Raw genomic sequence first — 20,615 nt, 5'->3', positions numbered from 1 at the left:
ATATTGTTGTTTTATTAAAATGCCCATGATAAAATATTCTCTATTATAAATGAAGTGAAAACTTCATATAGTAATAAAAAAGTTTTGGATTCATATTTTGTCTGTAAGGGGAAGGTTTTATGGATTTGCAGCAAAAAGTTAAAGAGGTATTCCTTGGATTATCTACTGGCCAAAAAAAGGTCGCAAATTACTTGTTAGTTCATTCACATACATTTGCAGTCAGCTCAGCTCAAAAGTTAGGGAAGGATATAGGGGTGAGTGAAACAACTATCATTCGCTTTTGTTATTCTTTAGGGTTAAGTGGATTTGCGGAACTTCAAAAACTTATTCGTAATCAATTAATATTCGAGAGTAGCCTGAATGAATATCATTCTTCTAAACTAGAAGTTGCGAATCAGCCAAACTTCATGGCACAAGTAATGCAGAAAGATATCGTCAGTATCGAAAAAACAATAAAAAATCTATCAAATGATGATTTTACAAAATCAGTCGATAAATTGGCGGCAGCCGACCAAGTATTAATTTCCGGACATCGTTTATCATTTTCAGCGGCGCATTGGTTAACTTTTACGCTTAGACTTGTAAGGGAAGAAGTCCATTTATATAGACCGGATACAGATGATATTTTTTTACAACTAAACAAAATAACTGAAAATTCTGTTTTTGTAGCAATCTCATTTCATCGTTATGTGAAAGAAACTGTGAAAATTACGGAAATGGCAAAACAAGCGGGTGCATTTGTAATCGGAGTTACCGATTCTGAATTGGCTCCAATTGCGGAGTTTACGGACGTTTTATTGCCCATTTCAGCACCTAGAACTTCCACTATCGATACTGCACCTGTTCTATTCTCATTATTAAATAGTTTAGTAGCAGGTGTATCGATTAAAGACGCGCAGGGATTTAAAGAAAGAAAGGCTATGTATGATGCGTTCAATCAAGATGACGATTTTTTCTTTTAACAGAAAAAAGGGGAGAAAGAAATGGATATAACACAATCAATTGAAAAATTAAGACCTCGTATTATCGAAATATTTGACCATTTACACTCTCATCCTGAAACAAGTTGGAATGAAGTGAATACTACAGCATTCATTTCGAATGTTTTAAAAGAAAATCAGTGCTCTGTGAAAAAATTTAAAGATTGTACGGGCGTAATTGGAGAAATCGGGAATGGAAGTTTCACTGTCGGATTACGATCAGATATTGATGCACTTTGGCAAGAAGTGCATGGGTCGTTTCAGGCCAATCATTCCTGTGGACACGATGGGCATATGACTTTGGCTCTTGGAGTTTTCCTGGTATTGAAGGAAATGAACTTTCAACCCAAAGGAAAACTGAAATTCATTTTTCAACCTGCTGAAGAAAAAGGTACGGGTGCATTAAAGATGATTGACGAAAAAGTAGTGGATGATGTTGATTTTCTTTATGGTGTGCACTTAAGACCAGCGGAGGAAGTGAAAGATGGACAGGCGGCACCAGCAATTGTTCATGGAGCTGCACAGTTTATTAAAGGAGAAATAGTAGGGACAGATGCACATGGAGCTAGACCGCACCAGGGGCAAAATGCTATTGAAATAGGAGCATCATTCGTTACATTGTTAAACAATATCCATCTCAATCCATCCATACCTTTTTCAGCAAAAATGACACAGTTTTTTGCAGGTGGCGAAAGTTCCAATATCATTCCAGGGAAAGCTACATTTTCATTGGATTTAAGAGCTCAGGATAATGAAGTAATGAAAGACCTTACCAAAAGAGTTGAAAAAGTTGCAGAAGCTTTGGCCGTCGCAAATGGAGTTGAAATTAATCTGGAGTCGGGAGCTAATGTAGCTGCTGCAATTGTGAACAACCAAGCTCAAGAAATAATGGCTGAAGCTATTGCAGATACTCTAGGGAAAGAAAATTTAGTAGCTCCAGTTATTACAACTGGAGGAGAAGATTTTCATTTTTATACATTAAAAAAACCAGAAATCAAAGCGACGATGCTTGGGTTAGGCTGTGATTTGACACCAGGTCTACATCATCCGAATATGACATTCAATAAAGAAGCTTTGCTATCCGGAATTGAAATTCTAACGAAAGCGATCATTCTTACTTTTGAAAAATATGGTGAGGGGGAACGACGATATGACAAATGAATTAATCATTAAATCTTTATCTACTCTAGAAGATTTACAAGAAGTGCAGCAACTTGAAATTCTCGTATGGGGCATGGATTGTGTCCCTACCCATCAAATGCTTACAGCAGTCAAAAACGGTGGCATTATTTTAGGTGGTTACATCGATAATCAATTAGTAGGTTTTCAATACAGTTTCCCTGGATTTAAGGATGGAAAGGTTTTTCTTTGCTCACATTTGCTAGCTATCCATCCCGAACATCAAAAGAAGGGATACGGTAGATTACTTAAATTGGCACAAAAAGAAGAAGCGCTTAAAAAAGGCTATCATTTAATTACCTGGACATATGATCCATTGGAAAGTGTGAATGCTAACTTGAATATCGGTAAACTAAAAGCGGTTTGCCGTACATATATGGAAGATTGTTATGGGGAGCTTAAAGGCGAACTTAATGAAGGACTGTCCACTGATCGTTTCATGGTGGAATGGAATTTAGAGCAAGAAACTGGGAGCGATGAGCAACTTACTGATAACGCGACGCATATCGTAACGACGGAAATGAATAAGCAAGGCTTTCCGTTCATCGAAGATTATAGTTTGGAAACAACTGCGGAAATCGTGGCTATACCCATTCCAACGGAAATTCAAAAAATAAAAAAAGAAAATCTTTCCCTTGCAATTGATTGGCGTGTAAAAACAAGTGAACTATTCCAAACGCTTTTTTCCAAAGGGTATGTTGTAGTAGGAATTGAACGAAAACAAGGTGAAAACATCCAAAACTACTTATTAAAAAAAACAGAATAAGAGGAGAATAGAGATGAAAATAAAAGAAGTGCGTTTACGTCATTTGAATATGGATTTGACTGCTCCATTTACAACTAGTTTTGGAACATTTGTAGATAAAGAGTTTATCCTAGTGGAAGTGAAAAATGAAGAGGGACTTTCAGGATGGGGTGAATCAGTCGCGTTTGGAGCTCCTTGGTATAACGAAGAAACAATTAAAACTAATTGGATTATGCTGGAAGATTTCCTGATCCCGCTTGTGTTGGATAAAGAATTAGAACATCCGAGTGAGGTATCGGAAATGTTCTCACATATTCGTAAAAATAATATGGCAAAATCGGCAATCGAGGGAGCTATCTGGGATTTATACGCAAAAGAAAAGAATATCCCATTAAGTACAGCTTTAGGCGGAGAACTGGATAAAATTGATGTAGGCATAAGTATAGGAATACAAGAAACAGTAGCTGATTTACTTAAGAAAATTGAAAACGGCTTGAAAGATGGTTATAAAAGAATCAAAATCAAAATTCAACCAGGTTGGGATGTAGATGTAATCAGGGAAGTACGCAAGCAATATCCTGATGTACCGATTATGGCAGATGCAAACTCAGCCTATCGTTTGAAAGATATCGAGTTACTGAAACAACTCGATCAATTTGATTTAATGATGATCGAGCAGCCTTTGTCATCTGATGATATTGTGGATCATGCGACATTACAAGCGCAAATCAAAACACCGATTTGCTTGGATGAAAGCATACACTCCGTAGAAGATGCACGAAAAGCTCTTGAGTTGGGAAGTTGCAAAATCATCAATATTAAAATCGGAAGAGTAGGCGGCTTAACGGAAGCAAAGAAAATTCATGATTTATGTAAAGAACGAAATGTACCGGTTTGGTGTGGAGGCATGTTGGAATCAGGTATCGGACGTGCCCATAATATCGCATTAACAACACTTGATAATTTCACAATGCCTGGTGATACGGCAGCATCGGCAAATTATTGGCATAAAGACATCATTCAACCCGAGGTTACAGTGGAAGAGGGAGTCATTATTGTTCCAAAGACGGCTGGTATTGGCTTTAAAGTCGATTACGCAACTGTCGATGAATTTACTTCTTATAGTAAAAGATATACCAAATGAGTAATTAAGCAGTTTTAGTATTCCAGCTTCGCGAGCGATGTGAATAACCTTATCGTAAAAACGCTGAAGCTGGAAAGTTATTAATGAAAAAAACGGGTAGAATTGAATGGGGAAATGTTTCGTGTACACTAAATTGTCAGAATAATCATTTAATTAAGGTGGAATTCATATGAAAAACAGTGTAAATCTTGCAGGTGCATATATTGGAATTATCATCGGAGCAGGATTTGCTTCAGGACAAGAAGTATTGCAATTCTTTACGAGCTTTGGAATCTACAGTGTATTGGGAATTATAGTAGCAACTGTATTATTTGCTTTTCTAGGTATGCAGGTTACACAGTTGGGCTGTGCCCTTCAAACACGCTCTCATAAAAGTATAATCGATCATATTTGTGGTCGTTATTTAGGTAGAGTGGTTGATGTTATGATCACGTTTTTCTTATTTGGTGTAACTGTCATTATGATTGCAGGTTCTGGCACTATTTTTGAAGAACAATTTGGCATTCCAAGTGTAGTAGGAGCTGTAGTGATGACAGTACTTACCATTGGAACTCTCTTACTTAATGTTAATAAAATTATGTCTATCATTAGTGCAGTCACACCGTTTTTATTTATCATCATGATTATTATTTCGGGTTACTCATTCTTTACATCTGATCTTAGTTTTAATGAGATCATTTCTTCCTCTAGTAAAGAAACAGCAGCAACTGGAAATTGGATTATGGGTTCATTACTGTATGTTTCCTATAATATGGCTGCTGGAATTGCAATGTTAGCCGTAATGGGTGGTACGTTTAAGAATAAGAAAGAGGCAGGTATGGGCGGTATTTTAGGTGGAATCGGTTTAGGAATATTATTATTCTTGATCAATATGGGAATGATATCTGATTTAAAAGGCATTGAAGATGCAGGAATGCCCACTCTAATATTAGCCAATCAAATTTCTCCATGGTTGGGTTATATACTATCAATTGTACTTTTGGGGATGATTTACAACACTTCAGTTGGAATGCTTTATGCTTTTACTGCTAGATTTGTTCCATCCGAAACAAAAATCTTCAAAATTTCAGTAATTGTTGTAGGGATACTGGCTTTCCTTGCTAGTTTCGTAGGATTCATTAAATTGGTTGGAACCGTATACCCAGTTACAGGATATTTAGGTTTTGTAATTATAGCAGCGCTTATTGTTTCTTGGGTTCGCTCAAAATCGAAAAAAAGAGCAGTAAATGCAGACTTCGTGAAGTATTAAAAGTGAAGGGGATTTAACTGATTACAATATCGTTCCCTGAATTAAATAACATTGATAATGAAAAAAGAGTTTATTTCTAAATATATTCCTAACATCTTCGCTTTATGGAGATGTTTTTTTCTATTAACGATGAACCTTTAAACGTGATTACGGCATTTTTCCGCCTTTTTTTCATACATTAGGATAAAGGCGGAAGACAAGGGGGATATCGGATGAATGAAGCGGAGCAAAAGGCTCTGGAATATGCCATTAGTGAGATTACAGAAATAGCAACTGGGTTCGGGTTGGATTTTTACCCGATGCGTTATGAAATTTGTCCTTCAGAAATTATTTATACATTTGGTGCATATGGGATGCCAACTCGTTATTCTCATTGGAGTTTTGGAAAGCAGTTTCATAAAATGAAGCTACAGTATGATTTTGGATTAAGTAAGATTTATGAACTGGTTATTAACTCTAATCCTTGTTATGCTTTTCTTCTTGACTCCAATTCACTTGTGCAAAATAAATTGATTGTTGCCCACGTTTTGGCGCATTGTGATTTCTTTAAAAATAATGTTCGTTTCAATAACACAAAGAGAGATATGGTAGAAAGTATGTCGGCCACGGCAGAAAGAATTCGAGAATATGAAATTCTGCATGGCAAAAAGGAAGTAGAAACATTCCTCGATGCTCTTTTGGCTATCGAAGAACATATCGATCCGTCACTTATGAGACCAAAGCTTGCCTGGACGATGGAGGATGAGGAAGAAGAAGAGGAAATAAAGCCTGCAGCGACTCAATACGATGATTTATGGAACCTTGATAATAAGGATAAGCCAAAGAAATCTAACGTGAAAGGTCGGAAAAAATTTCCTCCGAGGCCTGAGAAAGATATTATGCTTTTCATTGAGCAGTACAGTAGGGATTTAGCAGATTGGCAGCGGGATATCATGACAATGATTAGGGAAGAGATGCTGTATTTCTGGCCACAGCTCGAAACGAAAATCATGAACGAAGGCTGGGCATCCTACTGGCATCAGCGCATTATCCGTGAATTGGATTTATCTTCAGGTGAAGCAATTGAATTTGCCAAATTGAATGCAGGTGTTGTTCAACCATCACGAACCAGCATTAACCCTTATTACCTTGGGCTGAAGGTGCTTGAAGATATTGAAGAACGCTATGATAATCCAACCGAAGAAATGATAAGACTTGGCGTTAAGCCTGGATCCGGTAGGGAAAAGATGTTCGAAGTCAGAGAAATTGAATCGGATATATCCTTTCTGCGCAATTATTTGACGAAAGACCTGGTTATGCGGGAGGATATGTATTTATTCCAGAAGCAGGGCAAGGATTATAAAATTGTCGACAAAGCGTGGGAGCAAGTTCGCGATCAGCTCGTCAGTATGAGAGTGAACGGAGGATTCCCATATATCACAGTAAATGACGGCGACTACATGCGGAATGGTGAACTTTACTTAAAACATTGGTACGAGGGTATTGAATTGGACCTGAAATATCTTGAAAAAGTCATGCCGTATATCCATCAGCTCTGGGGACGTTCCGTGCATATGGAATCGGTCATGGAAGGAAAAGAAGTCCTGTTTTCCTATGATGGAAAAAGTATTCATCGGAAGTATTTATAAGGAAGAATGAACTGCTGAGTAATCGGCAGTTTTTTTGGTTTAGTTTCAAAATTCAATACTTTCCACACTGATGAAGTGTCTTGATTTCTCTGTGTCCAAGTTACTTAATTATCCTGCTGATTTTTTCTTAATGATTCAAAGCAAAAAAAGACGTTATTTGTAAGGCGATTCTTCCTTTTTTGTTGAATAAGAAAAGGTTGCCGCAGCAACCTCCTTAATTGAGGTAAAGTCCCCGTTAACTGAAGATGTACAATATTTATTTATCATTACATTTCGAAAAGGTTATCTCGCTCCACTTTACAAACTCTAACTGCGAAATTTTTATACCATTCTGTTTTACCTTTGTCTTGTGCAACTTTATGTGCTGAATGTTCCTTCCAATTCTTTATTGCATCTAGAGATTCCCAGTATGACACAGTGATTCCTAGCCCCTCATCTCGAGCACTTTCCACGCCTAAGAAACCCTGCTGTTGAGAAGCTAACTCTTCCATTTTGTCTGACATTTTTCCATAACCATTGTCACCTTCCGTTCGCTGTGAAGAAAAGATCACTGCATAATACGGTGGTTGAAGAGTTTTTGCAATCCCACTCATTTCTTGTCCTCCTAATAAATTAATATTGAGACATTTATATCTTCTGAATTTTAACATAATTTCTGGTATTTTTGTTTAATTAACCTGCCCTGTTTGTGGCATAAGAAAAAGGCTGCCACAACTAATGAATGTACTATTCCCCCAGATGATCTCTACGAAATATGAACAACATGGTACCCCCTTTAGCAGAAACCATCAAGGCTCTTTAATGTGTGAAGAACAAATTACTATGTTAACCCTTGGTGATAGTTAAGAATAGATCTTCTTTATTGTTGAATAAATAGTAACAAAGAAGGCGTTTCACAAAGGACGGTAAACAACATTACGAGTGGAGTTGTAATTATTACCGAATGTTTCACGATTTGGAAATTTACTTCAACGGCTATTCATACAACCAAACATGGGGGGGACGGAATTCACGGGCGAATAACTCTTCCGTGTTTTTCTTTTTATATAAAATAGTGTTTCGGAAAAATTAACAACATTTACCATAAAATCAATGAGCTTGAAGTGATAAGATGGACTAGATGTGGTAACTTTGTTTATTTCTCCAATGTTAATTGCAACAAAACAGAGTATATCCTTCGAGGACGATGATTTCATAAGTGAGCTCGAGGTCACAACTAAATTTCATATTAATCCATGTAAATATTCCATTTGGAACAATATTGGACGGTGAAATCATCAACAATGTAAGCCTGATTTTGAAACACTGATGTAAAGATTTTAATCTAAAGAATAATCAGAACATACTCTACAATACAGCAACGAAATATATAAACTATGGGGCTGATTATCGTTAGCAGCTCGTAAAAGTAGTTCCCAGACGTTTTCAAAAATCATATGAATGATTGATTAAAACGTTTAGAGAATCGCTATACAACAGCAAATGCAAGTGCGGGGGCTTCCTTGCTATATGTACGGATCTTGGCGCAATGCCATGTCGAGAGTAGCCCGCCCGATATTCATTACTACTGGATGGAAAGCTAGAGGAGATACATACACTTATGGATAACAAAAGATGTATATGTGCGTGCCAAGTGGGATGATATTACCCGTTTAACTAAGTTATTCGAAAAGAATAAAACTAACGTTGACTATTATTGCAACGGTGTTTAAAAGCAATCTGTTAATGCTTCCGTACAGTTCGCTATTCATTTGTGAATCGAAAGTAAAATAGGGGGACTTTGGGATGAAAGAATGGATGTTGAAAATGTTTCAAGAATCATCGGGCAACTTAATCGAATTAATAACCGTTACTCTGATAGCAGGGCTAATCGGTTTCGTAATCATATGCGTTCGTGGTCTTTTTTACAGAGCATTGGACTTCTTTTCAATACCTGTTGGTCGGTTAATAGAGAAATTGGTTAAGAGAAACTAGATATGGGGTTTTAGTCCGATAAAAACATTCCTCGATCGCTTATTAGTCGAACCCTCGCTAGAATATATGATGAGTTCTACGGACACAGGAAGTCGATGGGGGGGGTGTAAGCTGCGTTTTTTATGACATGATCGAGCTGTGGGAAATGGTTGCTGGACAACAATGTCCAATGCGCTGCGCTAACCTTAGATTTCATTTACTGTTTTTTCACACCAAAAAAGCGAAAATTAGCTTGCTGAAGTAAATACTTCTGCAATGAGACATTGGGAAAAAGAGGGGTAATTCACTCAGAAGAGATAAAGTAAAAGGGATATAGGCTTTTTACAGTAGCTAATTGAGAAAAATGATTGTTCCAGCTAGCACTACTTCAAAATATAATAATCAACTAACCATTCTATGTAAAGGAATAACTGAACTAATGAAATATATAGATTTCTACTAAGAGGATTACCAACCACAATATTTGTTATAGTGGTCAGCTTAGTGTTAGAGGTAAAATATAGAAATTGACATTATGAAACCTAGCAAACTAAATAACTGGTCAAAAACGAATAATCCCCAAAGTAAAACAGTTAAAATAGCCCAGCTATCGGATTCTTCGATTTTTCGTTCCATTTCTATTAAAAAGTTAACCTCATTTCTCAACGTATCTGTAGATCAGCAATAGCGTATAAAACTGCAGACCCACTGATTTTCACTCTATCTCCCGAAGATTTGCAGTATAATGTTCCTCCGCGTTTGGAAAGCTGTCTTGCTACCATTTCATTCTTACCAAGGCGTTTTGCCCAGTAAGGAATGAAATTACAATGTGCAGAACCACAAACAGGGTCTTCATTCACCTTGAGATTCGGGAAAAAGGATCTAGAAACAAAATCGTATTTATTACTTTTCGCCGTGATTGAAACGCCCAAACCATCCGGCAATTTTTCTAGCTTAGAAAAGTCAGGGGAGGCATTTTGAACATCCTCTTCCTTTTCCAATACTAACATCAAATCTCTGCCCAGATAGGTTTCTATAGGCTTAACACCAAGAGCTTCGACTATTTGATCTGTTAGAGGAAATTCTTCTGGCATCCTGCTTGGAAAATCCATTTCGTAAAGTTCATCTTTTTTTAATACAACAAGTTCACCACTCATTGTTTGAAACTTGATTTCCTCCACATTATTTTCGTAATAGTTGGCAATTACATAAGCCGTTGCCAAAGTAGCGTGGCCACAGAGTTCAATTTCGTCTGCCGGCGTAAACCATCTTAATCTGTAGCTTTCACCCTCTTTCACAGCAAATGCTGTTTCAGAAAGGTTGTTTTCAGTAGCGATTTTCTGCATAGTATCATCCGACAACCATTCTTCCATGATGCAGACACCAGCAGGATTTCCTTCAAACACTTTTTCAGCAAACGCGTCTACCACGTAATATTTCATTCTAATAACCTCCTTGTCTTTATCTAAAACTCATATTTACAAAATTACTTTATCATCGTAATTGTATGCTTTCAATGATATTATTGTATGCAATACAATTATCTGGAGGCTCAATATGCCTGTAAATTCATTTGAAAATTACCCCATGACGTGGAAACCAGATAAGAAACAGCTTGCTTCTCCAATATATAGATCCATTGCAAGCTTATTAGAATATGATATTCTCAATGGCTACCTATCACCTAATACCAAACTTCCGCCTCAAAGAGAACTAGCAGATTATCTTGATATTAATCTTAGTACAGTAACCAGAGCTTTTAAAATATGTGAAGTTAAAGGATTAATTTACGCTGTTACCGGAAGTGGAACCTTTGTCGCTCCTAATGTGGGAAATGCTATTTTCATGGCAGATAGCGAAGAGAATAAGAGTTTCATAGAGATGGGTATTATAGAACCACTTGATTGCTCAAATGCATTAGTAGCAGAAACGATTAAAAGAATTGTCACTAAAAATTATTTGGAAAAATTATTGGATTACAGACACCCATTAGGCATGCCTTATCATAGAATGGCAGCCAAAAAGTGGATGGAGCGTTTTAACATGGATATATCTGTTGAAAATATCGCGATAACTTCAGGGGGGCAAAATTCCCTTACACTGATTTTAATGTCCCTGTTCAATCCCGGGGATAAAATTGCGGTGGATACGTATACTTATCCTAATTTTATAGAATTGGCGAATATGCTTAATATTCATTTAGTTCCAGTAGAAGGAGATACCTTTGGAATGTTACCAGAACGGTTAGACGCCATATGCAGGGCTAATCATTTGCAGGGGATCTATTTAATTCCTTCCTGTAATAATCCGACTGCTATCATTATGGATATGAATCGAAGAAAAGATATAGCAAAGGTCATAAATAAACACAACCTTATACTAATGGAAGATGACATATTTTCTTTCCTCGCACCGCAAGGCTATTTACCGATTTCACATTTTGTACCGGAACGGTTTGTTTATAGTTTAAGTATCTCTAAATCACTAAGCTCCGGAATGCGAGTTGGATTTTTGGCCTACGCTAATCAGTTTGCCGAAAAAATCACGCACGGAATTTTCAATATCAATATAAAAACCTCCTCATTAAATGCAGAAGTTATAACTGAGTTGATCAATACTGGCAGTGCAGAGAAGATTATTTCGCAAAAGAAAGAAATTGCAAAAGAACGTAATCTTCTCTATCAAAAATATTTTCAAAAAGAAAATTCTAACGAAAACCCGTTGAGTTTCTTTCGTTGGCTTCCGTTGCGCCAAAAGTATCAGCTGAAACAGTTTGAACAGAACGCTTTGGAACATGGTATTCATGTTTATCATTCCCATCGTTTTTTGGTCAAAAAAGATAAATCCGATCAGTTTATTCGTATTTCGCTGACATCGGCCAAGGATTCTGATGAATTAGAGAAAGGGCTTTGCATACTTAAGAATTTCTTACTAAATATCGAATGAAAAATGATGTATTTTAAAGGAACTGACTTGCGGTGTTTTGGCTCACGTTAGAAGTGGTTAAATATCATCTCGAATGACAGAAAAAGGACAAATTACCGAATTTGAAGCTTAAGGGCTCCACGAGCCGTCAAGCAGTCGTTTTCTAACCCACCATACAACTCTATTAGGTATTAGAATTCAGCAATTATTGGAATCTGGGCGAATAAATATTCTAACTCCATTTCATATTAACGGAGTTTAACCAACAAACGATAAAATAACTTTTGTGAGAAAACTAAACGAAGAAGAATTCACGATCGGTGATATCGATGAAATAGTTGTGAGTGCTGTGGCAGTCCTGTTCTAGCGAAATTGGAAATTAAAAAAATTCTTGTAGCGAATAAAAGCAGAAGACCAATCTGAAACCAGGCTGGTCTTTCAAGAAGATTAAAGTAAAAAATTTTAAGATATATAGTTTTCACTTGAATATATAAGAATATGCTTATATAATGATCAGGAAATGAGACGGTAGAAGTTTTTCGTTTTTAAGATATAAGTATATAATTATTTAACAATTAGTTGAGGAGGGGTAAAATGCAAACGAATGAAGCTGCGGATATAGAAATTGCTGCGAGCATTCTTAAACTTCTAGGTGATAAAACACGTTTGACCATGGTTAAAATCATGTCTGAGCATGAATGTTGTGTCTGTGAATTTGTGGACTTGTTCGATATGAGCCAGCCAGCTATCAGCCAACATTTACGTAAGTTGAAAGATAGCGGAATTGTGAATGAAGCGAGAAGAGGACAATGGATATTTTACTCGTTAAACCAAACATCTTCGTATTACTCATTTATTCAAACCGTTATCAAGGACTTGCCAAGTCAAGCATTTAAAGTAGAAGAATTAACAGCACAAGGAAAACGAATTTGTTGTGACTAACTAGGAGGTACTACTTCAGTGGGTTCAGTTATTTTGGCAATTATCATCTTTTTATTAACGCTCGTACTTGTCATCTGGCAGCCAAAGGGATTGTCGATTGGATGGTCAGCTTGTGGCGGAGCGGTATTAGCTTTACTTGTGGGTGTGGTGGATTTTACAGATGTCATAGACGTGACATCAATTGTCTGGAACGCAACGCTCGCCTTCATCGCCATTATTATTATCTCCCTTATTTTAGATGAGATAGGCTTTTTTGAATGGGCGGCTTTACATATGGCTAGAGCGGCCAAGGGAAATGGAGTAAGGATGTTTGTCTATGTAAGTGTCCTGGGTGCTCTTGTGGCTGCTTTTTTTGCAAATGACGGAGCAGCTCTTATTCTTACACCGATTGTATTAGCAATGGTTCGTGCCTTAAAGTTTAGTGATAAAATGATTTTTCCATTTATCATAGCTAGTGGTTTTATTGCCGATACAACCTCACTACCTTTAGTGGTAAGTAATCTTGTAAACATTGTGTCCGCAGATTTCTTCAATATCAGTTTTGCCGAGTTTGCATCAAGAATGATTGTACCAGATCTTTTTGCACTTGTAGCAAGTATCTTGGTTTTATATCTATTTTTCCGTAAAAGCATTCCGAAAAATTATGATGTATCACAACTTAAAAAACCAGTGGAAGCCATTAAAGACCAAAGAATGTTTCGGTTGTCTTGGATAGTACTAGGAATTTTACTTATTGGTTATTTTTCAAGTGAATTTATTAGGGTACCTGTATCCATTATTGCAGGTATTGTTGCTATTTTCTTTCTAATGATGGCTAGAAGGAGCCCAGTGGTCAACACGAAAACCGTTATTAAAGGCGCGCCATGGGCAATCGTGTTTTTCTCAATTGGCATGTATGTAGTGGTTTACAGCCTACGAAATGTTGGATTAACAAATGTATTAACGGATTTAATCCAAGTTACCGCCGATCAAGGGCTATTTTCAGCAACGATTGGGATGGGCTTCATTGCCGCCATTCTCTCATCGCTTATGAATAACATGCCAACTGTGATGATTGATGCCCTTGCCATTTCCGACACCAATACAACAGTAGTGATTAGGGAGGCCCTTATTTATGCAAATGTCATAGGTTCGGACTTGGGCCCGAAAATTACACCGATTGGTTCTTTGGCTACATTATTGTGGCTACATGTCCTTTCATTAAAAGGCGTGAAAATCTCATGGGGAACCTACTTTAAAACGGGAATCATCTTAACCATCCCAACATTGTTCATCACATTAGTTGGCTTATATATATGGTTGCTCATTATTCATTAAACACTTACTTTACTTTAAAAGGAGAGATACAATATGGCTAAAAAAACCCTTTACTTTTTATGTACAGGTAACTCTTGCAGAAGCCAAATGGCAGAGGCATGGGGCAAGAAATATTTAGGAAACGAATGGGAAGTGCTTAGTGCAGGAATTGAAGCCCATGGGTTAAATCCAAATGCCGTAAAGGCAATGAATGAAGTTGGAGTGGATATTTCCAATCAGTCATCAGATATCATCGACACTGACATTTTAAATAATGCAGATTTTGTTGTGACTTTATGTGGTGATGCAGCAGACAAATGTCCAATGACGCCACCGCATGTTAAACGGGAACACTGGGGCTTTGATGACCCAGCAAAAGCGGAAGGAACAGATGAAGAAAAATGGGCTACTTTCCAACGTGTTCGTGATGAAATTGGAGCAAGAATTGAACGTTTCTCTAAAACAGGCGTATAAATAACATTGAAAAGCCGCGAGTGATCTCTCGGCTTTCGTTTTATCCATAGCATGAGTAAATGATTATATATTGAGGGGAGATGAGCTAGTGATGAAAGTTGAAAACTTTGATCCGTCAATGTGTTGTTCAACCGGTGTTTGCAGGCCAAGTATTGATCCTGAATTAACAAGGGTGGCTTCAGCTGTTTATTCTTTTATCCATTACTACAATCATCAACGAATCAAGGGAAAATTAAAAGGCATGAGCCCGGTAGATTACCGGGTTCATGCCTTTGAGGCTGCCTAATTAAATAAACTGTCTAACTTTTTTGGTTCACTTCAATTCGGCAGCTGTCTTCTTAATTAAATTTTAATCTTAACCTTAGCATCTTTTTGAAGCTCTTCCACATGTTTCACAAGCTTTTCTTGTTTCTTTTGTTGCTCTAGTAGCTTCTTGATTTGCGGCTTCATTTCTTCAAGTTTCTGTGCCTCTTGCCCACTTGCCTTCGCTTGCTCCTTAACCTGGTCGTAATACTTTTCAATTTCTTCATCAGTTGCTTCTTCTACTTTAATCTCTTTATCAACGTACTTCGTATACGGAATATCTTTAGCAATCTGAGTTTTCAACTTTTCCAAATTCAACCCTGCTTGTTTCATCGCTTCATTAAATTTCTCATCATTCTCGTATCGGCCTTTCATTTCTGCAAGTTGCTTTTCGATTTCATCCTTGGAGGCTGTGTAGCCCTTTTTTTCAGCAGCTTGAAGCAGCAGTCTTTGCCCCACTAAAGAATTGATCGTTTGCTCTTTAATTTGTTCGGCTACTTTCTTCGAGGTTGGATCTTGTCCCAATTGTTGCATCTGCATTTGTGTCGTAGACAGCATGTTATTATATTCCGCACCTGAAATTTTCTCGTCATTGACGATGGCCACTGTTTTCTTTTCATCTACCTTTTGCTTGTCTAGTTTCTTCTGCAATTCTTCCATCTGTTTTTGCTGATCCTCAGTTGTTTTAGCCGTTTCTTTCTCGTCATTTTTTTTATCAGCTTCATCGTTCGAACCACAAGCTGTTAAAACAACTGCCAATAATCCAATAACGATAGGGTACAATAGTTTCTTCATATCCGTTCTCCTCTCGTATTCGAAACTAAAAAATCATCTAATGCGAATTATAAATGAATTTCCCTTTAAAACACAATATAATCATTCTTTTTTCCAGAAAACAGGAAGATAGTTTAGGCATTACCTCATATAAAAGGTGCAACTTTCTAGGAAACTGAATCAATTTACCCTTCATAGATTCAATAAGCTGAAAAGAGATAGTAAGGCAAACATACACGAACAAAAGGGGAAAGTATTTCGATCCATCCATAGCAGAGACTTTCATAGACTATTTTAAGAGCAAAGATCTGATTGTATAACAAGATACATATAGAAACGCCTGGGGTTGTATTTAAGTAGTTGATAAAAAGTTTCATATCCTACTTAATAATGAAACGTTTTAATTAGCTATTTCAGAATTATTATTTGATAGAACAGAAAACTTTGTGAAAATTCCTTGAATTGTCATATATATAGATATAAGTAACTACTGTATCTGAGTTATTTATGGTATTATATACCTGGTAATTAGATTGTAGTTCAGGAGGAAGTTCATTGTTTTTTAAGAGATTCAATTCACAAAAAGAAAACATAGTTAACATAGCAGGGAATGCTAAATTGGATATACCTAGGGGGACGGAGATTGAAAATCAAGTGCAAATGATTAGCCTAACTAAAGAGGATCTTCGAATCATGAACCGTTTACAACCCATTGTCATTGAGAAAATTGATGATATCGTAAGTGAATTTTATAAAAATTTAGAAAATGAACCTTCCTTATTAACCATCATCCATGATAAGAGCTCGATTGATCGATTAAGAAAAACCCTTAAAAAACATATTTCCGAGATGTTTGATGGCGTTATTGATCAGACCTACTTCGAAAAAAGGATACAGATTGCCCAGATTCATGTCAAAATCGGACTTAAAACAAAATGGTATATGTGTGCCTTTCAGGATCTTCTCCTTTCTCTTACCACTATCATTGAAGAACACATAGAAGATCGAGTGGAAGCTTTTCTAGCTGTAAAGGCTGTAACTAGACTATTAAATCTGGAACAACAATTAGTGCTGGAAGCGTATGATTCTGAAACGGAAAGATTGAGAGAACAAGACGAAGAGCAAAAAAAATGGATGAAGGAACGTGTGGCAAATTCTTCAGAAAACCTCGCGGCGATTTCCGAAGAGACTAATGCATCCTTCCAACAATTAAGGGTTCAGTCCCATGAAATTGTTACACTTGCAAACAAAGGGACTGCCTTATCAGTGCTAGCAGAAAAACGAGCTGGAAAAGGGAAAAATCAGCTAAGCAAACAAAATGACACGATGGTGAATATCCATCAATCGGTCAATGATATATCAGGTGATGTAGAGGTATTGCTCGAAATTTCGAATAGGATGCAGGTCATTGTGAATATAGTAACAAGCATTGCCGAACAAACAAATTTATTAGCTCTAAATGCGGCAATTGAAGCAGCACGAGCGGGTGACGCTGGAAAAGGTTTTGCTGTTGTAGCTGGAGAAGTTCGTAAGCTTTCCGAAGAAACTAAAAAGTCAGTAACAAACGTATCCACTTTAATCATAGAGACGAACGCTCAAGCTGGAAAATTAACACACTCTCTCGAAAACATTAGGGAGGCTGTAAAAGACGGTAATGAAAGCATGAAAGAAACGGAAAATCATTTTGAACAAATACTAAGAACGATGGGTGAAACGAAATTCCAAAATGACAAGATTGAAAATGAATTAGTTTCCTTTGTGAATGTGGTGAATGAATTAAGTCAAGCATTTGAAGAAGTAACTTTATCTGCCGATAGCCTTACCATGATTACACAAGAAATGAAGTAATTTGATGGAGGTATAGACATTGAAAGTTAAATCAAGTGTACCACTTGAATTGGTGGGGTATTTAAAGCTGGCGGATGCCGTCATCATTACGGATCACCATCATCGCATTGTTGATATTAATGCGTATTATGAGCAAACCACTGGGTATTCAAGAGACAACATCATTGGATTCAAGGCTGGATTTTTAAAGTCAGGGTTAACACCTCCGTGTACCTACACGTCCCTTAAAAGAGAATTAAGGAAGGGGAATCCTTGGTCAGGGGTCTTCACCAATCGAAAGAAATCAGGAGATATTTGGCATTCCTCGATTACAATCACTCCGATTCATATAGAGAATCATCTGTATTTTGTTGGGGTTTTTCGCGAATTGGAGCAATTGAAAGAAGGGGTTTATCTTTCGGAAAACAAAAGAGTCGAGAACCAGAGAGAATTGTTAAAGGTCCTTGCTATTTCATGCGAAATCCGAGATCCTGGCATCGAAGAGCATTTATTGAGAGTACAAATCTTAACCGAGAATCTGGTTTTGGCACATAATCGAAGAAACCATTTAGAACTATCTAAAAGCTATATTAACCATATTGCTCATGCAAGTATTTTACATGACATCGGGAAAGCGGAGATTCCTGAAGGGATTTTATATAAACCAGGTCCCTTATCTCCATACGAACGGAAAATCATTGAGATGCACCCATTAATGGGAGCTGATATTTTGAATAAGATTTCAAGGGAAATAAACCATGAGATGATCAGCAGTCTGGAAGTGGCTGAAAACATCATCACCTACCATCATGAAAAATGGGATGGAACGGGATATCCCTATCGTTTGAAAGGGGAAGATATTCCATTAGAAGCTAGAATTGTAGCCATTGTGGATGTGTTCGACGCATTGATCAGCAGAAGACCTTATAAAGATTCATGGCCAGTGGAGCGAGCGTTATCTTACATACACGAACAAAAGGGAAAGCATTTCGATCCATCCATAGCGGAGACTTTCTTAGACTATTTTAAGAGCAATGATCTGATTGTATAACAAGATACATATAGAAATACCTGGGATTGTATGTAACAGAAAAGGTATTAATCGGAAGGGGGCTGCTGAGAAATCGGCAGTTTTTTTGTAGTGGCTCTATAAAAGAGTAGAGATTCTATACTTAAGAAATAGAAATACTAGTTATGCTTGATACCAAAGTTACCTCTAGATCAACTTCTTTCTTATAAAAATCCAGCTACTATTTCAGATGAAGAATAAAGACTATGCCACTAGTACTGGTACAAACTTTAATAAAATAGACGAAAAATGGGAAAATGGTTAGAAAACATGAACTTCAAATCCACCATCTATTAACGTATTCATCGATGAATAAGTAGAGATTTAGAAAGGATCTTTGATATCTCAGACATTCCTTCTTCTATTGTTTTCTTTACTTACCTTTCATATAAGGTTAATACTCTACTAATAGTTTCACCTTATTATGAAGTAAGAACTGAACTTTATAGGGTGATCTTCAATAAAATGTAAGTTTGTAATACTATAAATATCCAATCCAGTTTTTGCGATGAAAAACAGGGAGACTTTGTTTATAGTAATGGTTTTTTGAATTGGAACTACATAGTTTTTCTTCACGTATTTTTTGTAATCCTTATATGCTCACCATTGAAATCGATAGCTTTATCCCTATAAAACAGTTACTAGAAGAGAATGGGAGATTTTTTATGAAGAATCAAGAACCACATGAAGGGTTGGATAGACGGAATTTTATTAAGATAGGAGGAATGAGTACACTTGCCTTAACACTTGGATTCTCTGGACTTTCAGATGATTTATTTAGCACCACAGCACTCGCTGAAGAAAAAGATGACATTTCTCTACAATTTAATCGTAATGGAAAATTAAAAATCGTTCAATTTAATGATACACAAGATGATGAACGTATTGATCGTAGAACATTACAGCTTATGGAGAAAGTGCTTGATACAGAAAAACCTGATTTTGTTGTGCTTAATGGAGACATTATTACGGGTGGATGCGATACACCTATGGAGATGAAGCAAGCCATTAACAATGTTGCACATCCTATGGAACAAAGAGGAATCAAGTGGGCTATTACCTTTGGAAATCATGATGAAGATTCTACCCCGAAGGGCGGTCTTGATGAGGAAGACATGCTCAAAATCTATCTTTCTTATAAATACAATATGAACAAGCCTACTGTCGAAGGTATTACTGGGACAGGTAATATGAATTTACTTATAAAGGATTCAAAAGGAAAAAAGGCAGCTTTCAACCTCTGGCTTCTTGATAGTGGAAGATATGCACCAAAAACCATAGCGGGTCAAGATTTCCAAGGATATCCTACGTGGGACTGGCTTCGTTTTAATCAGGTAAATTGGTATTATGAGACGTCTAAGAAGTTAGAGAGAAAATGGCGAAAAAAAATTCCTTCACTCGCTTTCATCCATATTCCTCTTTGGGAACACAGGTTTATGTGGTATGCGAGCGTAGACCAAAGAACTGACTCTAATCATGAGATTGCCGTTAAAAAGCATAATATAGTAGGAGAAAGAAATGAAGAAGAGTGTATGGGACCAATCAACGGGGGACTGTTCTCAGCGATGCTGGAGAGAGGCGATGTCAAGGGCGTTTTTTGCGGTCATGATCATATAAACACTTACGTAGGTAATTATTACGGAATCCTGCTTGGGTATGCGGGCAGTACGGGGTTCGGTGCTTATGGTCTGCCGGGAGCTGAAAGGAACAGACTACGGGGCGCCAGAGTATTTAATCTAGATGAAAATACAGCTGAGGTTCTAGTAGAAACGCATATGGTATTCGCGAAGGACTATGGCATTGACTTGACAGCTAATGATCAGAGTATTGACCCTGTGCCTCTAGAAAACAACAAGAAAATTAAAAGGTAAAGCGGTTTTAAAGAGTTAATTGCATTTACTTGATTTTGGACAGAATTGTCCCATTAAACAACTTCTGCCAATTGATTGATCGTTAAATAAAGGAGTAATTCTTTAATTTATATTTATCAAGCTGAAAATTACTAGACAATCGGGTCATTATCTAGAATAACGAAAATATTAATTTATCTTTGTCAAATCATAATCTTGTAATACTACAAAAAAGGATAGATAAAGCTGATTAAGTTCTGTTTTTATCATTTCCCGC

The 20,615-nt window shown here is 36.9% G+C and carries 18 protein-coding genes; 15 read left to right on the top strand and 3 right to left on the bottom strand.

Features of this window, described 5'->3' with window-relative positions:
* Nucleotides 1-119 precede the first annotated feature (119 nt).
* The 6 genes from JFV29_RS07930 to JFV29_RS07905 all read left to right on the top strand — a co-directional run bounded on the left by JFV29_RS07930 (nucleotide 120) and on the right by JFV29_RS07905 (nucleotide 6,925).
* A complete protein-coding gene (locus JFV29_RS07930) occupies nucleotides 120-962 on the top strand; it encodes a MurR/RpiR family transcriptional regulator (RefSeq protein ID WP_201182295.1) in 843 nt (280 codons plus the stop codon).
* A 21-nt stretch (nucleotides 963-983) separates the two neighbouring features.
* Complete coding sequence (locus JFV29_RS07925) at nucleotides 984-2,141, top strand: M20 peptidase aminoacylase family protein (protein WP_180320452.1); 1,158 nt, start codon at nucleotides 984-986, stop codon at nucleotides 2,139-2,141.
* Entirely contained in the window at nucleotides 2,131-2,925 is a 795-nt protein-coding gene (locus JFV29_RS07920; RefSeq protein ID WP_201182293.1) for a GNAT family N-acetyltransferase, read from the top strand. The genes JFV29_RS07925 and JFV29_RS07920 overlap by 11 nt, the downstream gene beginning before the upstream one ends.
* A 13-nt stretch (nucleotides 2,926-2,938) precedes the next feature.
* On the top strand, nucleotides 2,939-4,048 hold the full coding sequence (gene menC, locus JFV29_RS07915; protein ID WP_201182291.1) for an o-succinylbenzoate synthase: 1,110 nt from the start codon (nucleotides 2,939-2,941) through the stop codon (nucleotides 4,046-4,048).
* A 169-nt stretch (nucleotides 4,049-4,217) separates the two neighbouring features.
* Complete coding sequence (locus tag JFV29_RS07910; RefSeq protein WP_201182290.1) at nucleotides 4,218-5,297, top strand: YkvI family membrane protein; 1,080 nt, start codon at nucleotides 4,218-4,220, stop codon at nucleotides 5,295-5,297.
* 212 nt (nucleotides 5,298-5,509) lie between these two features.
* The gene (locus tag JFV29_RS07905; RefSeq protein WP_201182288.1) at nucleotides 5,510-6,925 is read left to right on the top strand and encodes a SpoVR family protein; all 1,416 of its coding nucleotides are present in this window, start codon (nucleotides 5,510-5,512) and stop codon (nucleotides 6,923-6,925) included.
* A gap of 266 nt (nucleotides 6,926-7,191) precedes the next feature.
* Here the strand turns inward: JFV29_RS07905 and JFV29_RS07900 are convergent, their stop codons facing one another.
* Entirely contained in the window at nucleotides 7,192-7,518 is a 327-nt protein-coding gene (locus tag JFV29_RS07900; protein ID WP_057219446.1) for an antibiotic biosynthesis monooxygenase family protein, read from the bottom strand.
* A gap of 1,192 nt (nucleotides 7,519-8,710) precedes the next feature.
* On the opposite strand from JFV29_RS07900, the gene JFV29_RS07895 reads away from it, so the two are divergent.
* The gene (locus JFV29_RS07895; RefSeq protein WP_201182286.1) at nucleotides 8,711-8,899 is read left to right on the top strand and encodes a hypothetical protein; all 189 of its coding nucleotides are present in this window, start codon (nucleotides 8,711-8,713) and stop codon (nucleotides 8,897-8,899) included.
* Between the two features lie 641 nt (nucleotides 8,900-9,540).
* On the opposite strand, the gene JFV29_RS07890 is transcribed toward JFV29_RS07895, so the two are convergent.
* On the bottom strand, nucleotides 9,541-10,320 hold the full coding sequence (locus JFV29_RS07890) for a PhzF family phenazine biosynthesis protein (protein WP_201182284.1): 780 nt from the start codon (nucleotides 10,318-10,320) through the stop codon (nucleotides 9,541-9,543).
* A 115-nt stretch (nucleotides 10,321-10,435) separates the two neighbouring features.
* Here JFV29_RS07890 and JFV29_RS07885 point away from each other — a divergent pair, with 115 nt between their 5' ends.
* From JFV29_RS07885 to JFV29_RS30930, 5 genes are all read left to right on the top strand, one after another.
* On the top strand, nucleotides 10,436-11,824 hold the full coding sequence (locus JFV29_RS07885; RefSeq protein ID WP_201182283.1) for an aminotransferase-like domain-containing protein: 1,389 nt from the start codon (nucleotides 10,436-10,438) through the stop codon (nucleotides 11,822-11,824).
* Nucleotides 11,825-12,397: 573 nt separating this feature from the next.
* The gene (locus JFV29_RS07880) at nucleotides 12,398-12,745 is read left to right on the top strand and encodes an ArsR/SmtB family transcription factor (RefSeq protein ID WP_201182281.1); all 348 of its coding nucleotides are present in this window, start codon (nucleotides 12,398-12,400) and stop codon (nucleotides 12,743-12,745) included.
* 18 nt (nucleotides 12,746-12,763) lie between these two features.
* Nucleotides 12,764-14,062, top strand: a complete 1,299-nt coding sequence (locus JFV29_RS07875) for an arsenic transporter (protein ID WP_201182279.1) — start codon at nucleotides 12,764-12,766, stop codon at nucleotides 14,060-14,062.
* Nucleotides 14,063-14,095: 33 nt separating this feature from the next.
* Nucleotides 14,096-14,515, top strand: coding sequence for an arsenate reductase (thioredoxin) (gene arsC / locus JFV29_RS07870; RefSeq protein WP_201182277.1), 420 nt, complete (start codon nucleotides 14,096-14,098; stop codon nucleotides 14,513-14,515).
* Nucleotides 14,516-14,606: 91 nt separating this feature from the next.
* A complete protein-coding gene (locus JFV29_RS30930) occupies nucleotides 14,607-14,801 on the top strand; it encodes an arsenic metallochaperone ArsD family protein (RefSeq protein WP_207205127.1) in 195 nt (64 codons plus the stop codon).
* A gap of 56 nt (nucleotides 14,802-14,857) precedes the next feature.
* On the opposite strand, the gene JFV29_RS07860 is transcribed toward JFV29_RS30930, so the two are convergent.
* The gene (locus tag JFV29_RS07860) at nucleotides 14,858-15,613 is read right to left on the bottom strand and encodes a SurA N-terminal domain-containing protein (protein WP_201182272.1); all 756 of its coding nucleotides are present in this window, start codon (nucleotides 15,611-15,613) and stop codon (nucleotides 14,858-14,860) included.
* A 534-nt stretch (nucleotides 15,614-16,147) separates the two neighbouring features.
* Here JFV29_RS07860 and JFV29_RS07855 point away from each other — a divergent pair.
* From JFV29_RS07855 to JFV29_RS07845, 3 genes are all read left to right on the top strand, one after another.
* Complete coding sequence (locus tag JFV29_RS07855; RefSeq protein WP_242486105.1) at nucleotides 16,148-17,440, top strand: globin-coupled sensor protein; 1,293 nt, start codon at nucleotides 16,148-16,150, stop codon at nucleotides 17,438-17,440.
* Nucleotides 17,441-17,459: 19 nt separating this feature from the next.
* Nucleotides 17,460-18,470 carry an HD domain-containing phosphohydrolase gene (locus tag JFV29_RS07850; protein ID WP_201182270.1) on the top strand — a complete coding sequence of 337 codons (1,011 nt, stop codon included), beginning with the start codon at nucleotides 17,460-17,462 and terminating at the stop codon, nucleotides 18,468-18,470.
* Nucleotides 18,471-19,153: 683 nt separating this feature from the next.
* Nucleotides 19,154-20,359 carry a metallophosphoesterase family protein gene (locus JFV29_RS07845; RefSeq protein WP_201182268.1) on the top strand — a complete coding sequence of 402 codons (1,206 nt, stop codon included), beginning with the start codon at nucleotides 19,154-19,156 and terminating at the stop codon, nucleotides 20,357-20,359.
* Nucleotides 20,360-20,615: the final 256 nt, after the last annotated feature.

The organism is Peribacillus sp. TH16, assembly GCF_016651095.1.
Taxonomy (GTDB): Bacteria; Bacillota; Bacilli; order Bacillales; family DSM-1321; genus Peribacillus; species Peribacillus butanolivorans.
The sequence above is the reverse complement of the archived record's forward strand: the minus strand, read 5'-3'. Positions and strand labels throughout refer to the sequence as shown.

Bases quoted from the DNA above. Each gene is read 5' to 3' on its own strand.
- JFV29_RS07880 (WP_201182281.1), top strand. From the start codon at position 12,398: ATGCAAACGAATGAAGCTGCGGATATAGAAATTGCTGCGAGCATTCTT.
- JFV29_RS07920 (WP_201182293.1), top strand. From the start codon at position 2,131: ATGACAAATGAATTAATCATTAAATCTTTATCTACTCTAGAAGATTTA.
- JFV29_RS30930 (WP_207205127.1), top strand. From the start codon at position 14,607: ATGAAAGTTGAAAACTTTGATCCGTCAATGTGTTGTTCAACCGGTGTT.
- JFV29_RS07900 (WP_057219446.1), bottom strand. From the start codon at position 7,518: ATGAGTGGGATTGCAAAAACTCTTCAACCACCGTATTATGCAGTGATC.
- JFV29_RS07860 (WP_201182272.1), bottom strand. From the start codon at position 15,613: ATGAAGAAACTATTGTACCCTATCGTTATTGGATTATTGGCAGTTGTT.
- JFV29_RS07905 (WP_201182288.1), top strand. From the start codon at position 5,510: ATGAATGAAGCGGAGCAAAAGGCTCTGGAATATGCCATTAGTGAGATT.
- arsC (WP_201182277.1), top strand. From the start codon at position 14,096: ATGGCTAAAAAAACCCTTTACTTTTTATGTACAGGTAACTCTTGCAGA.
- JFV29_RS07845 (WP_201182268.1), top strand. From the start codon at position 19,154: ATGAAGAATCAAGAACCACATGAAGGGTTGGATAGACGGAATTTTATT.
- JFV29_RS07925 (WP_180320452.1), top strand. From the start codon at position 984: ATGGATATAACACAATCAATTGAAAAATTAAGACCTCGTATTATCGAA.
- JFV29_RS07910 (WP_201182290.1), top strand. From the start codon at position 4,218: ATGAAAAACAGTGTAAATCTTGCAGGTGCATATATTGGAATTATCATC.
- JFV29_RS07895 (WP_201182286.1), top strand. From the start codon at position 8,711: ATGAAAGAATGGATGTTGAAAATGTTTCAAGAATCATCGGGCAACTTA.
- menC (WP_201182291.1), top strand. From the start codon at position 2,939: ATGAAAATAAAAGAAGTGCGTTTACGTCATTTGAATATGGATTTGACT.
- JFV29_RS07930 (WP_201182295.1), top strand. From the start codon at position 120: ATGGATTTGCAGCAAAAAGTTAAAGAGGTATTCCTTGGATTATCTACT.
- JFV29_RS07885 (WP_201182283.1), top strand. From the start codon at position 10,436: ATGCCTGTAAATTCATTTGAAAATTACCCCATGACGTGGAAACCAGAT.
- JFV29_RS07890 (WP_201182284.1), bottom strand. From the start codon at position 10,320: ATGAAATATTACGTGGTAGACGCGTTTGCTGAAAAAGTGTTTGAAGGA.